The sequence below is a fragment of the Andreesenia angusta genome (assembly GCF_001855385.1).
Classification (GTDB): domain Bacteria; phylum Bacillota; class Clostridia; order Tissierellales; family Gottschalkiaceae; genus Andreesenia; species Andreesenia angusta.
The window spans coordinates 22,037-42,561 of the sequence record NZ_MKIE01000003.1 but is presented as its reverse complement, the minus strand read 5'-3'; the positions used below and the strand labels follow the sequence as shown (position 1 = coordinate 42,561).

The 20,525-nt window shown below is 41.8% G+C and carries 21 protein-coding genes; 3 read left to right on the top strand and 18 right to left on the bottom strand.

Annotation, left to right across the window (positions count from 1 at the left end):
• Nucleotides 1–27: 27 nt before the first annotated feature.
• From EUAN_RS04650 to EUAN_RS04595, 12 genes are all read right to left on the bottom strand, one after another.
• Complete coding sequence (locus EUAN_RS04650; protein WP_071062225.1) at nt 28–876, bottom strand: DUF1002 domain-containing protein; 849 nt, start codon at nt 874–876, stop codon at nt 28–30.
• A gap of 96 nt (nt 877–972) precedes the next feature.
• Nucleotides 973–2,697: a proline--tRNA ligase gene (locus EUAN_RS04645; protein ID WP_071062223.1), complete on the bottom strand. Its 1,725-nt coding sequence runs from the start codon at nt 2,695–2,697 to the stop codon at nt 973–975.
• A gap of 126 nt (nt 2,698–2,823) precedes the next feature.
• Nucleotides 2,824–3,294 carry a 2-C-methyl-D-erythritol 2,4-cyclodiphosphate synthase gene (gene ispF, locus EUAN_RS04640; protein ID WP_071062221.1) on the bottom strand — a complete coding sequence of 157 codons (471 nt, stop codon included), beginning with the start codon at nt 3,292–3,294 and terminating at the stop codon, nt 2,824–2,826.
• A 1-nt stretch (nt 3,295) separates the two neighbouring features.
• On the bottom strand, nt 3,296–3,985 hold the full coding sequence (gene ispD, locus EUAN_RS04635; protein WP_071062219.1) for a 2-C-methyl-D-erythritol 4-phosphate cytidylyltransferase: 690 nt from the start codon (nt 3,983–3,985) through the stop codon (nt 3,296–3,298).
• Between the two features lie 62 nt (nt 3,986–4,047).
• Complete coding sequence (locus EUAN_RS04630) at nt 4,048–5,157, bottom strand: PIN/TRAM domain-containing protein (RefSeq protein ID WP_071062217.1); 1,110 nt, start codon at nt 5,155–5,157, stop codon at nt 4,048–4,050.
• 58 nt (nt 5,158–5,215) lie between these two features.
• Nucleotides 5,216–5,692, bottom strand: coding sequence for a CarD family transcriptional regulator (locus tag EUAN_RS04625; protein WP_071062216.1), 477 nt, complete (start codon nt 5,690–5,692; stop codon nt 5,216–5,218).
• Between the two features lie 108 nt (nt 5,693–5,800).
• Nucleotides 5,801–6,889 carry a DNA integrity scanning diadenylate cyclase DisA gene (disA, locus tag EUAN_RS04620; RefSeq protein WP_071062214.1) on the bottom strand — a complete coding sequence of 363 codons (1,089 nt, stop codon included), beginning with the start codon at nt 6,887–6,889 and terminating at the stop codon, nt 5,801–5,803.
• A 2-nt stretch (nt 6,890–6,891) separates the two neighbouring features.
• Nucleotides 6,892–8,256 carry a DNA repair protein RadA gene (gene radA, locus EUAN_RS04615; protein WP_071062212.1) on the bottom strand — a complete coding sequence of 455 codons (1,365 nt, stop codon included), beginning with the start codon at nt 8,254–8,256 and terminating at the stop codon, nt 6,892–6,894.
• A gap of 83 nt (nt 8,257–8,339) precedes the next feature.
• The gene (locus EUAN_RS04610; protein WP_071062210.1) at nt 8,340–10,751 is read right to left on the bottom strand and encodes an ATP-dependent Clp protease ATP-binding subunit; all 2,412 of its coding nucleotides are present in this window, start codon (nt 10,749–10,751) and stop codon (nt 8,340–8,342) included.
• A gap of 16 nt (nt 10,752–10,767) precedes the next feature.
• Nucleotides 10,768–11,748 carry a protein arginine kinase gene (locus EUAN_RS04605; protein ID WP_245674442.1) on the bottom strand — a complete coding sequence of 327 codons (981 nt, stop codon included), beginning with the start codon at nt 11,746–11,748 and terminating at the stop codon, nt 10,768–10,770.
• A gap of 17 nt (nt 11,749–11,765) precedes the next feature.
• On the bottom strand, nt 11,766–12,254 hold the full coding sequence (locus tag EUAN_RS04600; protein ID WP_071062207.1) for a UvrB/UvrC motif-containing protein: 489 nt from the start codon (nt 12,252–12,254) through the stop codon (nt 11,766–11,768).
• A 4-nt stretch (nt 12,255–12,258) separates the two neighbouring features.
• Entirely contained in the window at nt 12,259–12,720 is a 462-nt protein-coding gene (locus EUAN_RS04595) for a CtsR family transcriptional regulator (protein ID WP_071062205.1), read from the bottom strand.
• A gap of 150 nt (nt 12,721–12,870) precedes the next feature.
• Between EUAN_RS04595 and hisC the strand changes: the two genes are divergently transcribed.
• Entirely contained in the window at nt 12,871–13,950 is a 1,080-nt protein-coding gene (gene hisC / locus EUAN_RS04590) for a histidinol-phosphate transaminase (RefSeq protein WP_071062203.1), read from the top strand.
• Nucleotides 13,951–13,985: 35 nt separating this feature from the next.
• Here hisC and EUAN_RS04585 read toward each other — a convergent pair whose 3' ends face one another.
• The 3 genes from EUAN_RS04585 to EUAN_RS04575 form a co-directional block, all read right to left on the bottom strand.
• Complete coding sequence (locus EUAN_RS04585; RefSeq protein WP_071062202.1) at nt 13,986–14,618, bottom strand: putative bacteriocin export ABC transporter; 633 nt, start codon at nt 14,616–14,618, stop codon at nt 13,986–13,988.
• A gap of 3 nt (nt 14,619–14,621) precedes the next feature.
• Nucleotides 14,622–16,751: a DUF1430 domain-containing protein gene (locus tag EUAN_RS04580; protein WP_071062200.1), complete on the bottom strand. Its 2,130-nt coding sequence runs from the start codon at nt 16,749–16,751 to the stop codon at nt 14,622–14,624.
• A gap of 72 nt (nt 16,752–16,823) precedes the next feature.
• Nucleotides 16,824–17,111, bottom strand: a complete 288-nt coding sequence (locus EUAN_RS04575; RefSeq protein ID WP_071062198.1) for a lactococcin 972 family bacteriocin — start codon at nt 17,109–17,111, stop codon at nt 16,824–16,826.
• A gap of 222 nt (nt 17,112–17,333) precedes the next feature.
• Here EUAN_RS04575 and EUAN_RS04570 point away from each other — a divergent pair, with 222 nt between their 5' ends.
• Nucleotides 17,334–17,798 (top strand): accessory gene regulator B family protein, encoded by a 465-nt coding sequence (locus tag EUAN_RS04570; protein WP_071062196.1) that lies wholly within the window; start codon nt 17,334–17,336, stop codon nt 17,796–17,798.
• A gap of 87 nt (nt 17,799–17,885) precedes the next feature.
• Nucleotides 17,886–18,038 carry a cyclic lactone autoinducer peptide gene (locus EUAN_RS13050; protein ID WP_084655724.1) on the top strand — a complete coding sequence of 51 codons (153 nt, stop codon included), beginning with the start codon at nt 17,886–17,888 and terminating at the stop codon, nt 18,036–18,038.
• Here the strand turns inward: EUAN_RS13050 and EUAN_RS04565 are convergent.
• The 3 genes from EUAN_RS04565 to EUAN_RS04555 form a co-directional block, all read right to left on the bottom strand.
• A complete protein-coding gene (locus tag EUAN_RS04565; RefSeq protein WP_071062194.1) occupies nt 18,011–19,255 on the bottom strand; it encodes a sensor histidine kinase in 1,245 nt (414 codons plus the stop codon). The genes EUAN_RS13050 and EUAN_RS04565 overlap by 28 nt on opposite strands.
• Nucleotides 19,246–19,956 (bottom strand): LytR/AlgR family response regulator transcription factor, encoded by a 711-nt coding sequence (locus EUAN_RS04560; RefSeq protein WP_071062192.1) that lies wholly within the window; start codon nt 19,954–19,956, stop codon nt 19,246–19,248. The genes EUAN_RS04565 and EUAN_RS04560 overlap by 10 nt, the downstream gene beginning before the upstream one ends.
• 77 nt (nt 19,957–20,033) lie before the next feature.
• Nucleotides 20,034–20,423 (bottom strand): NUDIX hydrolase, encoded by a 390-nt coding sequence (locus EUAN_RS04555; RefSeq protein ID WP_071062190.1) that lies wholly within the window; start codon nt 20,421–20,423, stop codon nt 20,034–20,036.
• Nucleotides 20,424–20,525: the final 102 nt, after the last annotated feature.

Below are 20,525 nucleotides of genomic sequence, written 5' to 3'. Positions count from 1 at the left end.
ACGCTGTTAAGCGCCTTATTTATATACTTAAGATGTGATGCCGCTTAGAAGCTCCTTGAAAAAGTCCGCTATCTTCTGAAGCAGCCCCTTGGCTTCCTCTGAATTTTCCACAGCTGTAGTGACCTTGTCGGAGATATCTGAAAGCTGGTCCTTTATCCCGGATATGTCCAGGTCAAGCGAACCTATGTTCTGCATAAGCGATATTATCTGCTGGAACTGCTCTTCATTTAGCGTTATGTTCAGCTCTCTAGCTTTTTCCTCGACTATAACTTTTATCTCCTGAGGATCGCTTATGCCTTCTTCTACTACCTTCAGCTTTATCTCCTCAATAAGGTCGGTGGCCTTTTCTTTTCCTATCTCCTGGCCCAGCTCGCCTGTCTTGGCTATCTCCTCGTTTGCCACCTGCTTCTCCTCTTCGCTCACAGTCGAGCCTGTCGCCCCTTCGAAGGCCTTTATGACTCCTGTAAGCGCAGCCGTCCCAGATACCTTGAATGGAGCAGAGACCTTGACCTTGGCATCTTTCACTCCGGCAGTTGTAAGTGCGTTTTGCACCATTCTCTCGTCGACCCAAGTGACGTTAGATGTTTCCACCTCTATTCCAGACCCGTCGTCGAGCTCCTCCACGTAGGCGCAGGATATCGCCCTTGTTCCAAGCAGGCTCTCGTCGACATAGTTTCCAAGATAAGCCCTCTCTTCTCTATTTGTGACTTCCACAATATTTACATCTTCTCCAACACCGAATCTGTCCAGCATCATGGCCCTCTGCTCGCCGTTTAAGTCACTTCCAAGACTCACCGTTACATTCTCTATCCTGTCTGCAACCGCCACCGTAGCAAGCATAGCAGATGCAAGCAAGACCGCAATTATCTTCTTCAAGTCTATCCCTCCAAAATAATATTAGAAACTCACTTGCATTATATCACAACGCTTTTCACAGTCTATAAAGCGAAGCATTTTTTCAACTTACTGTAACTAAATAGTAAGACCTTGAGCTTCAAATTCAGACTTTACTTTGTCTGCTAGCTGAGATTTTTCCAGCTCCACTTTTTCCCTGTCTCTTCTGTTCGAGAACTCCACTATGCCTTCAGGCGCTCTCTTGCCCACAGTTATTCTAAGCGGTATTCCGACCAAGTCCATATCTTTGAACTTCACTCCAGCTCTCTCTTTTCTGTCGTCAAGCAGCACTTCCACTCCCATAGACTTGAGCTCGCTGTAGATCTCCTCTCCTAGCTTTACCTGCTCCTCGTCTTTTACGTTTACTATGGCCACTATGGCCTCGTACGGCGCAAGGGCTATAGGCCAGATTATTCCGTCTTCATCGTAGTTCTGCTCTATGACAGCCGCCATAGTCCTAGATACACCTATCCCATGAGACCCCATTACCATGTCCTGCTCTTTTCCGTTTTCGTCTAGATAAGTCGCGCCTAGAGCCTTGCTGTACTTTGTACCAAGCTGGAATATGTTCCCTATCTCTATTCCCCTGTCCATCTTAAGCGTTCCGCCACAGCTAGGGCATGCGTCTCCTTCTCCAGCAAGCAACAGATCCTCCACTATCTCGCCCTCGAAATCCCTTCCGTAGTTGGCATTTTTACAGTGGTACCCTGTCTCGTTTGCCCCTATATAGAAATTCTTCATAGCAGCCACTCTAGAGTCGACTAGAAGCTTTACATTTTCAGCAAGCCCTATAGGCCCTGCGTATCCAACTTCCGCTCCTGTGGCAGCTTTCACCTCTTCTTCAGAGGCCATCTGTATCTCGTGCTCTCCTGCTCCAAGTATGTTCAGAAGCTTTATCTCGTTTAGCTCTCTGTCTCCAGGTATCATAGCTGCAACTATCTCTCCAGCTACATTGTATATGACCATTTTGGCAAATTTAGAGCTAGAGTCTCCAAAGAACTCTGAAAGCTCATCTATAGTCCTTACATCAGGAGTGTGAACTTTTTCAAGCTCTTCAGCTACTGCGTCGTCTGCTTTCTGCTCGTATACGCATTTCGCCTTTTCGTCTGTAGCGGCGTAGTCGCAGCTGTCGCAGTAGACTATATTGCTCTCTCCGTACTCAGACATGGCAGTGAACTCGTGTGAGTCACTTCCGCCCATAGCTCCCGAGTCGCCTTCGACCACTCTGAAGTCAAGAGAGCATCTCTTGAATATCTCCTCGTAGGCTTTCCACATCTCATAGTAGGCCTTTACCATGTTCTCTTCGTCCACGTCGAAAGTGTAGGCGTCTTTCATTATGAATTCCCTCGATCTCATAAGCCCGAATCTAGGTCTCTTCTCGTCTCTGTACTTGGTCTGTATCTGGTAGAGGCTGAGTGGCAGCTGCTTGTAGGACTTTACGTCATGTCTTATCGTGTCCGTAAAAACCTCTTCATGTGTAGGCCCAAGGCAGAACTCCCTTCCGTGCCTGTCGTGAAGCTTGAACATCTCAGGCCCGAAGTCCTCCCATCTTCCAGTCTGTTGCCAAAGCTCGGCTGGAAGTATGGCAGACATAAGCACCTCTTGAGAGTCTATCTTCTCCATCTCTTCTCTAACTATATTCTCTATCTTTCTTATGACTCTGTAGCCCATAGGAAGATATGTATATACTCCTGATACGAGTTTCTTTATCATTCCAGCTCTAAGCAGCAGCTTGTGGCTTGGAAGCTCCGCCTCCGAAGGTACTTCCCTAAGTGTAGGCATATACAGTTTTGACATTCTCATAGCGTTCTCTCCTTTTGATTTAAATTGTATCTAAACAAAAATACCTCCATCCCCAAAGGAACGAAGGTCTATTCGCGGCAACACCCTAATCAGATTTATATTACTAGAAAAGCAAACCTGTGTCAACTAGTTGTTTAAGAGCACTACAGCCTGAGAGGATATGCCCTCTTCCCTTCCCTCGAATCCAAGCTTTTCTGTCGTGGTCGCCTTTATATTCACGTTTCCCACTTCTGTTTTAAGCGTCTTCGCAATTAGCTTCTCCATATCCTCTATATATGGTGCAAGCTTGGGCTTCTGGGCGGCTATTATACAGTCTAAATTCCCTATCGAGTAACCTTCTGAATCCATATACTCCACAACACGCTCTAGCAACTTTATGCTGTATATATCCTTATACTCTTCAGATGTGTCCGGGAAATGTCTTCCTATATCCCCTCTCCCGAGCGCTCCAAGTATGGCATCTACTATGGCATGTGTAAGCACATCTCCATCCGAGTGTCCGTATAGCCCCTTTGAGTGAGGTACTTCCACTCCTCCAAGTATCAGCTTTCGCCCTTCTTGTAGTCTATGTACGTCGTATCCTATGCCTATTTTCATGCTAACACCCTCTCTTTCTAGCTATTATCTCTCCGACAGCCATGTCCTCCGGCGTCGTCAGCTTTATATTTTCATAAGACCCCTCTACAATCTGAACTTTCACTCCCAGCGACTCCACTGCCATACTATCGTCTGTTATGGCTAGTCCTTCTTCTTGCACACTTTTAAGGGCCTCTGCTACTATCTCTGTTTTGAAAGTCTGTGGAGTTTGAGCCAAGAACACAGTGTTCCTGTCAGGCGTTTCCACAATCTCGCCAGAGCTGCTCACTATCTTGACAGTGTCTTTAGACGGCACAGCAGTCACGCAGGCTCCGTACGTTCTACAGCCTGATATATTATGGTCTATTATGCTCTTGTCTAGAAAAGGCCTCGCCCCATCGTGCACCAGTACCATCTCCGACTTGGAGTCTAAAATAGAAATCCCGTTTCTCACAGAGTCGCTTCTTTCGTCGCCTCCCCTGACTATCTTTATGTTTTTTCTAAACTGCTGTTTTGAGAATATCTCTCTTTCAAAGAGCTCTTCTTCTCCTTTCCTTATGACCACCACTATCTCTCCTATCTCGTCGTGGCTGTCAAAGGCAGCTATCGAATGATGTAGCACAGGCTTTCCTGCAAGCTCCATATACTGTTTGCTCACATCCGAGTTCATCCTCTTTCCAGCTCCTCCTGCTAGCACTATTGCTGAAATCACACTATCATCTCCTTAAAATTAAAGTGCTGTCCTTAGGGATTTCCCTAAAAGCAGCACTTTTCTTAGTTTCCTTCTTTTAAAAGCAGTTCCTTTGGCTTTCCGAATATCATCCTTCCAGCCGGTGTCTGTATCACACTCGTCACCACAACGTCTATCTTCTTGCCTACAAGCGACTTTCCACCTTCCACGACTATCATAGTTCCATCGTCTAGGTAGGCTATTCCCTGACCAGACTCTTTCCCCACTTTTATGACGTGCACATGCATCTCTTCGCCAGGTATAGCTATAGGCTTTACAGCGTTCGAGAGCTCGTTTATGTTCAGCACCGCCACTCCGTGGACTTCAGCCACTTTGTTTAGGTTGTAGTCGTTTGTCACCACTTTCCCGTTCAACGCCTGAGCAAGCCTTAGAAGCTTTAGATCCACCTCGGACACTTCTTCAAAGTCCTTGTCTGTGACTATTACCTCTATGTCCAGCTCTTTCTGTATCTTGTTTAATACGTCCAGGCCTCTTCTCCCCTTCGCCCTCTTTAGAGAATCTGCGGAGTCTGCTATATACTGAAGCTCCTTTAGCACAAACTCTGGTATGACTACGGGTCCCTCTATAAAGCCCGCCTTGGCTATGTCAAATATCCTGCCGTCTATTATGACAGAAGTGTCCAGTATTTTGGGCTTTGAGCCCGACTTGTCAGACTTCTGACCTCTTTCTTTTGCCGGGTTTTTAAGCCTTTCAAACGCCCCTCCGAAGTCATCCCTCTTCTTGGTGAGTATTCTGAGACCAAAGTACCCAAATATTATATATGCTATAAGAGAAAGAGTAAGTCCCACATACGGTATCCTCGTAAGTATTCCGCTTAGCAGAAAAGCTATAACAAATCCAACTACAAGGCCTATAGCTCCCAGCACCACATCTGTCGTAGGTATGTTTTGAAACCTCTTTTCCATCTCTGTAGAAATCTTGTAGAGTGTAGAAATTATCACCTTGGATAAAAAGAAAAATATAAGTCCGAATAAAACTCCTGCTGCAACATACAGATAAGCTAGGTTCCTCTCTGAAATAGAGTCCCCTAGTAAATTCAAGCTATCCACAACCGCTACTATTCCCGCTCCAATTCCGGCTCCGATAAGCACTATCAGCACTTTTACCATCTTCTGAAAAAATCTTTCCACCATGCATTCACCCCCTGCTTGTAAACCTTAAAGCCCTATACTTTATCTGAAGTCCTCTGCCTTAGCAGAGCGACTCGGCGACTAAGTTTTCTGCCTCTTCTTTGTTCATATTTTTGACTAGCGCTATTTCGCTTAAGAGTATCTGCTTTGCATTGTTGAGCATCTTTCTCTCTCCAGTGGAGAGTCCCTTTTCTCTGTCCATAAGAGATAGGTTTCTGACAACTCCAGCTACTTCGCATATATCCCCGCTCTTTATCTTGTCCATGTTGTTCCTATACCTCTTGTTCCAGTTTTGAGACATCTGGCTCTTTTCTCCCGATAGTATTTCCAGCACTTCTTCCATATCGGAATTGCTTATTATCCCTCTGACTCCTATTTCCTCAACACAGTCTACGGGTATCATCACCTTCATATCGCCTATAGGCATTTTCATAGTGTAATACCTTCTCTTCTCCCCCAATATCTCTTTTTCTTCTATCGATACTATGGTTCCTGCACCATGCATAGGATAAACGATTTTGTCCCCTATATCAAACATAGCGGTCCCTCCCCTAATTTAAACTACCAATTAGATTATAGCGTATCGCTTATTAGTTGTCAAAATTTTTTATTCTATCACAGAGTCTCTTTTTTTTCAACTGTTTTTTTATATGTGTCTCTCTAGCGACGTATATTCCCTTAGCCTTCTGAGTCCTTCTTTTATCATCTTGGCCCTGACTTCACCTATACCCTCTACCGTATCCAGCTCCTCTATGCTCGCCTTCAGTATCTCTTGAAGCGTGCCGAACATAGCTATAGTGTTTTCCTGCACCGAGTATGGAAGTCTTGGGATTTTGCTTAGAATCCTGTACCCTCTAGGAGATGTCTCTAGGTCGAGTGCCGATATCCCGTCTCCATAGCCTAGCAGCTTAGATATGTTTTCAAGGTCAAGCAGTTCATCGGAAGAAAGCCTAGACAGCTTTTTCTTGGCCTCTACATATCCGTCCTTGTCCTTTCTGCTTGACGGAACATAGTAGTCTCTGACTACGTTGATTCCATCTTCCTCTGCATCGCCCTTCAGCTCTTCAAGCTGCATCTGGACCAGTCGGCCTTCGTCCCCTAGCTCTAGTATATACTTCTCTATCTCGTAGACTACTCTCATCATCATGTCTGTTCGCTGTATCACCTTGGCAACCTCGAACACCGTTACTGAGTTTTCAAACTCAAGGGCGCTCAGTTTCTCCACAGCTTGGTTCAAGACCACCTTGTACTTCTCAAGCGTCTGTATCGCCTGATTCGCCTTGTTCAGAATCTCGTTGACATCTTTCAGCACATACTTCTGGTTCCCCTTGTAGAGAGTTATTACATTTCTTCTCTGCGATATGCATATGACCAGTTTTCCAGTCTGCCTAGCAACACGTTCAGCCGTTCTATGCCTTGTGCCAGTCTCCCTGGAAGTTATGCCTGCATCCGGCACTAGCTGGGCATTTGCCACAAGTATTTTCTTCAAATCTTCGCTCAACACTATGGCCCCGTCCATCTTTGCAAGCTCGTATAGATTCGAAGGTATGAAGTCGCTGTTTATATTGAATCCCCCGTCTACTATGTTCATAACTTCCTCGTTGTCGCTTGCAACTATTAGTGCTCCCGTCCTAGCTCTTACAATATTGTCTAGCCCTTCCCTGAGCAATGTCCCTGGAGCTACCAGCTTAAGCGATTCGAGCATTTTCTCTCTTTTAATCAACTCTTCTTTCATCTCTAACCTCCCATTACTATATTCAGGGCTTCCACCACGTTTGAAACCCCTATGACTTCGATTCCGCGCTGCTGTTCCAGCCCCTTTAGATTTGCCCTTGGAACAACTATCTTCTCAAATCCCATCTTTTCGGCTTCTTTCACCCTTTTGTCTATAGAGCCGACGCTTCTGACTTCCCCTGTGAGACCCACTTCTCCCACAGCCACAAGCTTAGGATTTATGCTTTCCTCTTTGAAACTTGAGACTATGGCAGCTATTATGGCTAGGTCCATGGCTGGCTCCTTTAAGCTTATCCCTCCGACTATATTCACATATATGTCTGATGATTCAAGGTGTATACCCGCTTTTTTTTCAAGCACAGCTATCATAAGTATTACCCTGTTGTAGTCAAGCCCAGTCACCACACGTCTCGGCATCCCGAACGGCGTATGGCTTACAAGCGCCTGTATCTCAGCAAGCATTGGTCTGCTGCCCTCTACACTAGGGACTATCATGCTTCCCTCCGTATTGCTGGGCCTTGAAGCAATCAGGACTTCCGAGGGATTCAGCACTTCTACCAGCCCCTCTTCTTTCATCTCGAAAATGCCTATCTCATTTGTGGAGCCAAATCTGTTCTTCACGCTTCTGAGCACCCTATAGGTGTTGTGCCTCTCGCCTTCAAAGTAGAGCACGGTGTCCACCATATGCTCTAGTACCCTCGGCCCCGCTATAGCTCCCTCTTTTGTCACGTGTCCTACTATAAGCGTGGCTATCTCCCCCTTCTTGGCTATCTTCATAAGCCCAGACGTTGTCTCTCTTACCTGGCTTACGCTGCCCGGGGCAGACTCCACATTTGGGCTGTACACAGTCTGGATTGAATCTATCACCAATACGTCTGGCTTTACTTCGGCGACTATTTCGTTTATGACGCTTAAGTCTGTCTCGGCAAGCACATAGAGGTTTTCTCCGCCTATACTAAGTCTATCGGCTCTGAGCTTTATCTGCTTTGCAGATTCTTCTCCTGATACATAGAGCACTTTTATACTTCTGTCCGACATTATCCCGGCTATTTGAATCAAAAGCGTGGACTTTCCTATTCCAGGATCTCCCCCGAAGAGCACCATTCCACCTCTCACTATTCCTCCGCCTAGGACTCTGTCCAGCTCATCAAGCCCGCTCGATATCCTGCTCTCCACCTCGAACGTAAGCTCGTCTAGCTTCTCTGCTTTTCCCCCGCTGTCTCCGCTTCTTGCAAACTGCCTTGCCTTCTTTTCCACCACTTCCTCTACAAAGGTGTTCCATTCCCCACAAGATGAACACCTTCCCATCCACTTGGCGGACTCGTATCCGCATTCCTGGCACACAAATATGTTTTTGTTTTTAGCCATTTCAACCCTCCTGTACTCTCTATCTAGATTATAGAGGAAAAAGGGAAGTTTTTCAATTGAAAGAAGAGGCCGGAAGGCCCCTTCTATATTTTCTCGAAAACTATTTCAGATTCCCTGTAATCTATGACAATCCTGTCTCCTGAGGATATGTTTCCTCTCAGTATCTCCTCCGACAGCCTGTTTTCCACAAGCGTCTTTATGGTCCTCTCTAGAGGTCTAGCTCCGAAGTCCGCGTCGTAGCCTTTCTCACCTATATGCTTCTTGGCTTTCTCGCTCACCTCTACGTCTATCTTCATGGCTTTAAGCTTCTCAGAAAGCTCGTTTATCATTATCTCCACGACCTCGGATATCTCTTCCTGGCTTAGCGGATGGAAGACTACAGTTTCGTCTATCCTGTTTAGAAACTCCGGCCTGAAAAGCTTTTTAAGCTCTGAGTTTATATTCGCTTCGGCTGCTTTAAGCTCCTCTTCTCTGCTAGAGTCCTGTTTTGAAACTCCAAATCCCATGGAGCTCTTCTTTACGCTCTGAGCCCCCACGTTTGAAGTCATTATTATCACGGTGTTCTTGAAGTCCACAACCCTTCCCTTCGAGTCTGTAAGCCTTCCATCGTCTAGAAGCTGGAGCAGTATGTTGAACACATCGTGGTGGGCCTTCTCTATTTCATCTAAGAGCACTACAGAGTAAGGCCTCCTTCTCACGGCTTCAGTAAGCTGTCCGCCTTCTTCGTACCCCACGTAGCCAGGAGGAGATCCCACAAGCCTGGAGACCGAGTGCTTCTCCATATACTCAGACATGTCCAGCCTTATCATGGCTTTTTCGTCTCCAAAGAGCGACTCAGCAAGCGACTTCGCAAGATACGTCTTTCCAACACCTGTAGGCCCTACAAATATAAAAGTCCCTATAGGCTTCTTGGGGTCTTTAAGCCCAACTCTGGCCCTTCTCACAGCGGCAGAAAGGGATTTTACAGCTTGGTCCTGACCTATCACCTTCTTGTGAAGCGTATCCTCTAGGTTCAGGAGCTTCTCCGACTCCTCGACCGAAAGCTTCTTCACAGGTATCCCTGTCCAAAGCGAGACCACATCGGCTATATCTTCGTACAGTACCTCCTTGCTCTTGGACTGCTTCTGCCTGCTCCAGTCTTCCCGCTTATCTTTGAGCTCGCTCTTTATGGCGTGCTCTTCATCCCTTATCTTGGCCGCCCTTTCAAAATTCTGGTTGTTCACAGCTTCTTCCTTCTCTTTGCAAAGCTCTTCTAGCTTCGACTCAAGACTGTTTATCTCGTCTGGCGGAGTGGCCGTCTTCAGCCTGACTCTTGAAGAGGCTTCGTCTATCAAGTCTATGGCCTTGTCTGGCAGATACCTGTCGGCTATATACCTGGTCGAGAGCTCTACTGCGGCCTCTATAGCCTCGTCTGTTATCTTCACCCTGTGATGGGCTTCATATCTATCTCTTAGTCCCTTCAAAATATCTATCGCGTCTTTCTCGTCAGGCTCTTCCACCTTGACTGGCTGGAACCTTCTCTCCAGAGCCGAGTCTTTCTCTATATACTTTCTGTACTCGTCTATCGTAGTAGCCCCTATAGTCTGAAGATCTCCTTTTGCCAGCACAGGCTTTAGGATGTTCGCCGCATCCATAGAGCCCTCAGAAGCTCCCGCTCCGACCATCATGTGGATCTCGTCTATGAAGAGTATAACGTCTTGCTTGCTCCCGACTTCCTCTATCACCTGCTTTATGCGCTCTTCAAAATCTCCCCTGTACTTGGTTCCAGCTATCATGGACGAAAGGTCAAGCGATACAAGCTTCTTGTTTTTAAGCGTGTCCGGCACTTCCCCAGATATTATCTTCTGGGCAAGCCCTTCCGCTATAGCCGTCTTGCCTACCCCTGGCTCTCCTATAAGGCAGGGGTTGTTCTTGGTCCTTCTTGAGAGCACCTGTATAACCCTCTCTATCTCCTTGCTTCTGCCTATCACGGGGTCTATCTTCCCGTCTTTGGCCATGGCTGTTATATCCCTTCCGTATTTGTCGAGCGCGCTTTCATCCGAAAGGTAGTCGCCCTCTTCTCCGTTTATCCTTCTTATTATATCCTCTGCGAAAGTGTCCAGCCCAACGTCCAGCAGATTGCTGAGTATAACAGCCGCAACACCTTCACCTTCTTCTATGAGTCCCAAGAGCAGATGCTCCGCTCCCACATAGTTTTGGCCCAGCTTTCTAGCCTCCTCTATGCTTAGCTCGAACACCTTCTTGCTCCTCGGCGTAAAGCCCTTCAGCTCCTCCACCATTCCGTACCCTATCATGTTGAGCACAAAGTCCCTGACATCTTCGTAGTCTATCCCGTATTCCTCTAGTATTTCCGAAGCCAGACCACCTTCGCTCTGTACAAGCCCTAAGAGCAGATGCTCTGTTCCGGCCTGCCCATGCCTTAGCTCTTTTGCAGCTTCCTGAGCTAAGTATATGGCTCTTTGACCGCTCTCTGTAAACTTCCCGAATAAGTTCATATACCTTCCCCCTTCTTTAAATGAGCTCCGCTCTCAGCAGTTCGGCTCTTTTTATATCTCGTCTATACTCTGAGACTTCGTCTCCTATCTTCTTCTGTACGCTTCCCGGCTGAATCTCCATCGTAAGTCTGTCTATTCTATCTAAGTCCAGCTTTAGTATTCCTAAATCCACTCCAAGCCTTATGTCTGAAAGCTTTCTCATGGCCTCGTCAGTCGTTATTATCCTGGCGTTTGTAAGCGTCCCAAGTGACCTGTACACCCTGTCTTCTAGCTCCACTCTGCTGCTCTTGCAAAGTATCTCTCTTGCCTGAGTTTCTCTGTCTATTATCTGGGAGACTATGTTCCTAAGCTTCTCTATCGACTCCTGCTCCGTCTCTCCAAGTGTGGTTTGGTTGGAGATCTGAAACAAATTTCCCACAGCCTTGCTTCCCTCTCCGTAGATTCCCCTTATAGTTATCCCGGCTCTTCCAACTGAATGCATTATGGCGCTTACAAGCCCATTCCCCACAAGTATAGGCAAGTGGACCATTACAGATGCCCTGAGTCCTGTGCCGGTGTTGCTTGGACATGAAGTCAAGTATCCAAACTCCTCGTCAAATGCATATTCTAGCTTCGCCTCTAAGATATCATCTACTCTGTTGCATTTCTCCCATGCGCTGTCTAGATCAAGCCCTCCTGAGATGCTCTGAATTCTTATCTGGTCTTCTTCATTCACCATAATAGTTGTGTTTTCCTGTCTGTCTACAAGGAATGACGATATCTCGGGCCTCTTCAGAAGCTCTTTGCTTATGAGGCGCTTTTCCACCAAGATAGTCCTGTCTATATTCTTAAGATCGTCTATGTCGCTGTATTCAAATCTGAATTCATCTCCGATTGCCGCTTTCACCAGCGTTCTAACTTCCAGCCCTTCTTCTCTGCTCATGCTGGCCGGAAAAAGCCTTCCCTTTATATTTCTGGCCACTCTGACTCTGCTGCTTATAGCTATATCTCTTTCCACTTTACCACCCCCTGCATCTATCCTTGAAGCTTTTTTATTTTGTCTCTTATATCTGCGGCGCTTTCAAAATCCTCTGATTTCACGGCCTCTTCCATCTCTTTTTTCAGCCTGTCCATGCTGATTTTTTTCGCTACGTCCCCTTCTAGCCTCGAGGGAACTTTTCCTATATGGCGGCTGGACTTGTTCATCTTTTCAAGCATAGGCCTTAGCTCTTCCCTGAAAGCCTGATAGCAGTTGTCGCACCCCAGCCTTCCCTTGCTCTTGAAATCTTCGTAGCGCATATTGCAGCTCGGACATCTCTTCTGCTCTTCGGTTTTGTCGCCAGCTGCTTCGGAGTCTCCCATAAACCCTTTCAGTATCGAGTCTATGAAAATACCGCCCTGCTCCCCAATTATACCGCTGTCTTTGGCGCAGTCTTCGCATATATGGTACTCTACAACGTTTCCGTTGAATATGTTTTTCATGTGTATATTGGCTTCGTTTTTTCCGCATTTATCGCATTTCAAACTATCAGCTCCTCTCGACTAAAGCCAAGAGCATATTTTTCATTATATCTGCTCTTATTTCATTCCCAGAGTCCAGACTCTGCAGCAATCTTGAAGATAACGCCGCATTCATGAGCTTGTACTCTCTGTCGTTCACTACACCTTCACTTAGGAACTCTTTGACTATATCTCTAGACTTGTTCACAGTCAATGAACTCCCTATTATATTTAATACCAAATTTTTAATCCTACTATCATCATTTATATTTATTTTCACTATCTTTATATAGCCGCCTCCGCCTCTTCGGCTCTCTATATAGTATCCCTTGTCTGTAGTAAATCTCGTCGTCAAGACATAGTTTATCTGAGATGGAGCGCATTCGAACTTTTGAGCCAGCTCGTTTCGCTTTATCTCCACAGCTCCCGCTTCTGTACTCTTAAGCATATCCTTTATGAAATCCTCTATTATATTGCTCAGTTTAGACATAGCACACACCCTTTTCTGACTTTGACTTACCTTGTTCTTTTTTTGATTCTAACACCTATTTTTCTATTTTTCAATGCTTTATTTAGCTTTGAGATATTAATTCTATGTTATAATTAAGCTATAAATTCACAGCAGAAAGGGGTTTTTTTATTGATAAAATTCAGAAATGAAATAGCCGAAATAGTTCCGTACAAACCTGGAAGACCAATAGCAGACGTACAGAGAGAGTACAACTTAAGTGAAGTAGTCAAGCTAGCTTCCAACGAAAATCCTCTAGGCTACTCGCCTAATTGCAAAGCTGCCATAGAAGCTGCTTTGGATTCGCTAGAGATCTACCCTGATGGAAACTGCACAGAGCTAAAGTCCGTCATATCCGAAAAATTCAAAATACCAGTCTCAAGCATAGCGGTTAGCAGCGGGTCCGACGAGATGATAGACATACTTTCTAAGGTGTTTATAGAGAGCGGCGACGAGATAATAATGTCAGATGTGACCTTCGTAAGGTATATAGACACGACTAGAGTTATGGGCGGAGTGCCTGTTGTAATTCCGCTCAAAGACTGGAAGTACGACCTAGAGTCTATGCTTGAAGCCATCACAGAGAAGACTAAACTGATATGGCTTTGCAACCCAAACAACCCTACAGGGACTATATTCACAGACTCGGAACTTTCAGATTTCCTAAAGCGAGTTCCCAAGGACATAGTAGTAGTCTACGACGAAGCCTACAGCGAGTATGTGGAGTCAGATGAGTACCCTAAAGACAGTCTGAAGTACCTTTCGGAGTACGAGAACATGATAGTCATGAAGACTTTTTCAAAGGCATACGGACTTGCCGCCCTCAGAGTTGGGTATTCCTTCGCCTCAGAGAGCATAATAGAGAACATAAACAAGGTTAGAGGCCCTTTCAATGTGAACTCTATAGCTCAGGCGGCTGCAATAGCGTCAATTAAAGACGAGGAGTTCTTAAAGAGAGTATACGACATGAACGCAGAGGGAAAGAAGTATATATACGATGAGTTCGAAAAGTTAGGAGTGGAGTATGTCCCTTCAGAGGCGAACCATATATTCTTCACTCTAAAGAGAGACTCTAACGAGATATTTGTAGCACTTCAAAAGCTAGGAGTCATCATAAGGCCTATACTCAAAGACTGGCTAAGGGTTTCAATTGGAACTCCAGAGCAAAACAGTGCCTTTATAGATGCACTGAAAAAAGTGCTTTCAAAATAAAATCAGCCCATGCGTAATTGGCATGGGCTTTTGATTTACTGTTTTTTTCTATTAAAATATATAATTCGGTCACAGCTTTTCGCCACATGGGCATCATGCGTGACTATAAGTATTGTCTTTCCCTCTTCTCTTTGGGCTTGTAAATTTTTAAGCACCATATCCCTATTCGCTTCATCTAAGGATCCTGTAGGCTCATCTGCTAAGATTATTTTATTTGGCTTTAGCATCGTTCTTGCCAATGCCACCCTCTGTTGTTCTCCTCCACTCAAAGTATATATCCTATCATTTAACTTGTCTTTCAATCCAACCTGTTCCAAGGCTTTCTCTATTTCGGATTCTCTCTTTTTCCCGAGTTCGGCATATTTTAATGCAATCTGTAAGTTCTTTTTAACCGTCAGTTCATCTATAAGCCCATAGTTTTGAAATAAGAATGAAAGCTCGTATCTTAGTAATTTTTGATTCTTCTTAGGATTTACTTCCTCACCGTCTATAAATAACTTTCCGCTGTCTGGACTATCCAAACTCCCTATTATATTTAAAAGCGTTGTCTTTCCACTTCCACTCTCCCCCATAATGGCACAGATTTCACTTTGTTTTATTTCCTCCGAAAAATCTGAAAACAGTATTTTCTCTCCATAGCTTTTAGTTATATTATCTATTCTTATCATCTCCTAAGCCCCCTTCATGGTTTTTACTATCTCTCTATTCTCAAACAATTTCAAGAGTATCAGCGAAATTGTGAAGTCAAACACCAGTATACCCAGAGTCAACCCCATATGCTTAGATCCATAAATCGCGAGAACTCCAGCGGTTACAAGTGCCGCTATCCCAGTATATATAGCTGTTATCCCCTTATGTCTTTCCAAGAAATTATAGCCATGAAGTTTCTTTATAATTATAAGCTTTTTGCTACCTTCAAGATAGGTTATACTAGAGAATGCATTGATCAACATCCAAACCACAGCCACCACAGCTATTACTCCCCTATATATTCGCTCTTCTTTCTCGTAATTATTTATATAGGCGGCTACATATCTATATACATTTGTTCCATCTGTCAAATTCTCTTCGAGTCCGCTACCCTTGACCTCATCTCTAATAGATTTATAGTTACTGTTTTCTCCCAAGTCCATAAAAACCCTTCCATTTGAGTAGAGCATAGCCGCATACTGTCCCGAAATATTCTTTGGAGAGTAAAGCACATAAATTGGATTTTCTCCATACTGCTCTTTCCCAAAGAAATTATCATGCTCAAATAAAAACTGTTTATGTCCTTTATATTCCATAAACTCAACCTCGACCTTAGCTTCCATCGATTTGCTTTCTTCAATTGTAGAAAAGCCCAGCTTGTCCGCTATATAAGTCGCTATTATTTTCTGCTTTAATTCCTCTCTGTCGTATGCATTATTTTCTGGCAATAGCACCTTTAGCTTATACTCTGAATCGGACTGTAGTTTACTTAAATTTACTCCAGCCACGTTTTCATATTTAAAATAACTTGGTGAAACTGTTACTATTGGATAATTGACTTTTTCTACTTTAGCAATCAAATTCATAGCTTTAGCATCTCTATCAAATGCTTCATCTTTAATAAAATAATCGCTAGCTTGTAAGAAGAAGGTCTTTTCAGCCTGAATCTCATAGAATTTTTCAAGTTTTTTATCGACTTCTTTCTCCTTACTTTCATCAAAAATAGTAAGCGCCCTAGTAACAGAAAAGCGCTTATACTTTTCAAATTCATTGAGCGCCTTGTACTTTTCGCTGGTCTCCCCAACTTTGCTTATCAGTAAAAATACCAACACTATCAATATCATATTGAAACTATATTTCCCAAAATAGCTTACATTTCCGATGAGTTTCAAGGGCTTATTTCCCTTTATCATATCCTTTATCACTATAGTTCTAGCTATCAGAAAGCTAACCCCATATATAAATAATATAGCCACAGTATATATTGCTAATACTACTAATGAAAACAGTAGGAAAGCAACTAGTCGATTTCCATTCTTGGAGATAGTATCATAAATACCCAATCCTACGATAGCTATTAAGTTTAAGCCGGCAATATAAACAAGCTTTTCTGTAATAAATATTCCAAATACCTTAAATAGTCTATATCCTTGAAGCTTATATATTGAAATTTCCTTAAATCTCAACGATATCTCATATAGTGAGATAAATACAAAGCTCAATAGAAATATTCCCAAGGATATTATAAGTGGAGTTATTCCAGTTTGACTTATGGTATAGCCCAAATTAAAGAGCAAAGGGGGAAACTCTATGGTGTTGTATTCTAAACCTAAATTTCTAAACTCCTCTAGTACAGCTTTTATCGCACTTTCATCATCGCTCTGAACGAAGTAATTTCCCATCAGCCCCTCGTCCTTTGATTCCATAAACGGTCTTACGACTACCTTTAAATTATTAAAATCCTTTATATCATTTCTATCTAAATTAAAATCGCCCTTTAAGTTTTCATTTTCGCCTATGTATAATGTCTTTTTCACCTTGCTTTCGTCGCTGATTGCAACATATATATCATTGTTGTATTTTGATTTTTCATCATAAAACTCTAATTTTCTATATAAGTTCACCTTATTTTCAATCGCAATCTCATTTAATCTCTTCAACACTACTTCTACCACTTCGGAACTATCAGAGTGATTTACTGTTATCATATGTCTATTATACTTGTCTAAATAACCCTGACTGTATTCTTCTCTATTGGAAAACAGAAATACACTGAATATAGCTGTAAATGTCAGCCCTATTGCAAACAGCATCATCCATATTTTTTTCATATTTTCTCCCCTCTTTTTTGACTGATTTTATTAAAGGGACTTACTTCGAAGCCCCTTTAACCTATGTTGTTCTTACTTCACATTATAATATGCATATCCGGTTTGATACCAACTCTTACTCATACTTGCTTTTGCCCACTGTCCTTTGCTTACATTCCCACTCCTAACAATTTTTCCTCCTGCGCTTACAGAAGCTGTATGTTCTTTACTTTGATGATAATAGTCTGAGTATACTTTAGTAGAAGTTGTCCCATAGTCCCATACTCCGCCTTCAACATAAGCTATTGCTGCAAATGCTGCTGTTCCTATCCCCAAGGTCAATGCTAAACTCATTATAGTTCCTTTAATCAGTCTTTTCATTCCAGTAATACCTCCCAATATTTTTAAATTTTCTTTACAGCCACATACTACCCTTTTAAAAATCAATATTCAATATCATTGGAATGAACGGTATTTGAAATAGAATGAATAGAAATTTAGTATTTCATTCATTCCATTTCAAGCGCTTTTTATTCTATTTATATAATATTATTATCCATTTATGATATCCTACATATTAGATAATAGGGGTAGGGGTATTCTATGGTTTTTATTAATTGTTTAGCAAAATACTTTACAAATAAATTTGAATTGTCTCATATAGAGTCTATAAAGCTGAAATACTCTTTGGAAGTCTTACTAGGTGATATCTCAAAGTTTTTGATTTTATCGCTTTCATTCGCAATATTTGGAGTTTTTTTAGACTATATATGTTCTTTTGTAGTATTACTTCCAATGCGAACTTTTTCGGGTGGAATGCATTTTAAAAGCTACAAAGCCTGTCTAGCATTTACTGGAACATTCTTTGGAATCGAAATTTTTTTAAAAAACAACTTCACCATAAGTCAAAATTTAGCGATTGTACTTTTTATATTTTCAATATCTGTGATTTATGGTCTAGCTCCTGTAATTGGTGAAAATAGACCTAAGTATAGTCGTGAAAAATGCCTACAGTTCAAAATCATCTCTATATTCATTGCTTTATTTCATTTTTTAGCATATTTTTGATAAAGGATAATCTATACTTTCTAAATTCAATATATATTATTTCTTTATATTCTCTGCAAATTTTAATATCGAAAGGGGTCTTTGTCTATGAAAAAACTACTTAAAATCATCTGTAATTTTTTAATTTCCTTTGCTCCTAATTCACTTAACTATACCGCTTGTTTGGGCTTTTGGGGTGAACCTGAATGTCCTGAAGAATTGAAATCAGAAGTTCAAAATAGCAGTTTTACCACAAAATAATTTTCATCAAAAAGCATCTCATTATAAACCTCTATCTCTCCACTATATCTGTCTAGGATTTGAACGATATTTTTCATTCCATAGCCTCTACCCGATTTGGCTTTTGTAGAATATCCTACTTCAAATATCTTTTCAATATGACTATCATCAATATATGAATGCTTGTTTTTCACCTCGATAGCATTTTCTTTAAGAGAAAATAAGATATGATTATCAGATATCCCTGTTTCAAAGGCGTTCTTGACTAAGTTTCCTGTCAGCTCAATAAGCTCATAATTTTTGAGGGCAGTTCTAAAGTTATAGTCTTCTACTATGATTTCAAATTCAATCCCCAAGGTTTTTGCCATTTTCTTGTTTTTATATAAAAATCCCGCCAATATCTTATTGTTCAACTTTATCAAATCACCTAAGTCATTGCTCTCTTCTATTTCCCCCATATAGCTGTCCATTTCATTAGTCAAACTTTCATAGTTTTTATTTGTAAATCTTATCATTCTTATAGCTTGGATATGGTTGTCAAATTCATGTTGTTTTGACCGAATATCCTCTATAAGTTCATTTATTATGGAAAAGTAATTGTCATATTCATTCAGTTTCTGTCTTTCCAATTCACTTCGAATCTCCCGCCTTAATAGAATAAAATTCAAGAAAACTATTCCTAAAGATAATGTGGATAAAATGATTATATCCTTTAAAAACCCTTGAATATTCAAATTCCAATACAATGCAAAAGACATCAATACCAAAGCTGTATTTGCCAATATATAGCTATGAATTTTCTTACGCTTGATATGTTCTATAATAATATTCAATGGAATTGTCAAATATAGCAAAGTTGCAAGAACAAGCCCTAGACTCTGTGATATTATTCCCGTCTTAAAGTCAAACCCAACTGTTCCAACCCCATATTTGACGATACTTATACCCAAGAACTCCAACACCATCATGGCTATATAGCTAAAAAAACAAGAGCAAATAGTATCTCTCAAACTCCGCTTATATAAAAAGTATATTGCGATTACATAAGCTGGAATCCCTAAAATCAAACTATAACTATATAGAAAGTATCTTGCCATCATAGACACAATTACAAGCGATATAGTAATTAGTATAACTTTCAATCTATCCAATCTTTCTACATTTAGTAACTTCTTAGTCAGAATAATCATTATAACGATATCAAATACAGTTAAAATTCCTATTTGAGCTATTCCCACGATATATCCTCCATTAAACGCTTCTTATATGTTCTGCCTATCGGTATAGCCTGTTCTAATTCTCTCAGCTTTATTTCATTTTTTATATGGTCTATATGCTCTAAATAGGACTTATTTAAAACATAACTTCTATGACATTGCAAAAAATCCCCGTTCAGCTCTTCAAAAAGCTTCTTTAGGCTATAGTCTTTTACATTAAGCCTTTCTTTAACTGTAACTATTTCTAAATCCTTAAGCCTAGCCTCTATATAGATTATTTCCTTCTGCTTTATCATATTTGAATAAAACTTTTTCTTTATCTTAATCACATCGTCAGCTTGAATTTCTCTAATTCCATATTCTATTATAGTTTTCAGTGTTTCTTTGACCACTGCTTCTTTAAACGGCTTGATTATATAATCATAGCAGTGTATTTTTCTAAATGCATTTAATTCTTCATTTGGAATAGACGTTATGAATACGATAGGAGTCAACTTGTATTTTTCAACCTCCCTGAGTTTCTTTGCAAGCTCAATTCCCGAATAATCTTTTAGCTGAATATCCAGTAAAAACACGTCCCATTTGACTTCACCTGCATATCTAATTGCCTCTTCGGCATACCCTGTTGTCTTTACATTTAATCCATCGTTTATCGATCTAATTATATTTACCAGTCCGTTGGCTATTGTTTCATTATCCTCCACGACTAATATATTTCCCATAAATTCACCTCCTTTTTCTTGCTTATATTATATACCAAAAAAGGTACGCCATATTGCTACAGCGTACCTTTTTCTTCCTATATAACGCCTTTCATCTCAGCTAGCTTCTCGTATATCTCTGGATGGACCAAGAAATATCTGAGCTCTATCTCAGAGTCTAGGCTCGAGTCAAATCTCTCTACTTTAGCATAGAAAAGCCTTCCGTATGTCTCTTTCCCGTCCTCTTTGACGCAGAAATCCTCTATCTGCTTGAGCGTAAAGCTGACAGCCCCAATCTCTTCTGTTATGACCTTAACTGCCGCTTCCATGGGGCATTCTTCTGAATTCTTGTTTGGCTCCGGAAGCTTCCAACCCTCTATATCTTCAACTTTGTCAAATATAAGCTCGTTGTTGTACTCTATACCTATTATCATGACTTCTAGCTTGCTTTCTTCTATTTCCCCTATCTTGTAAAACTCCATATCCATACTCTATTCACTCCCATATTTATTTTAAAATACCTCTTTAATATATATCACAGTTGCTCTCATATAATCAAGTAAAAATACAGAAGGCCAGGCTTTTCGCCT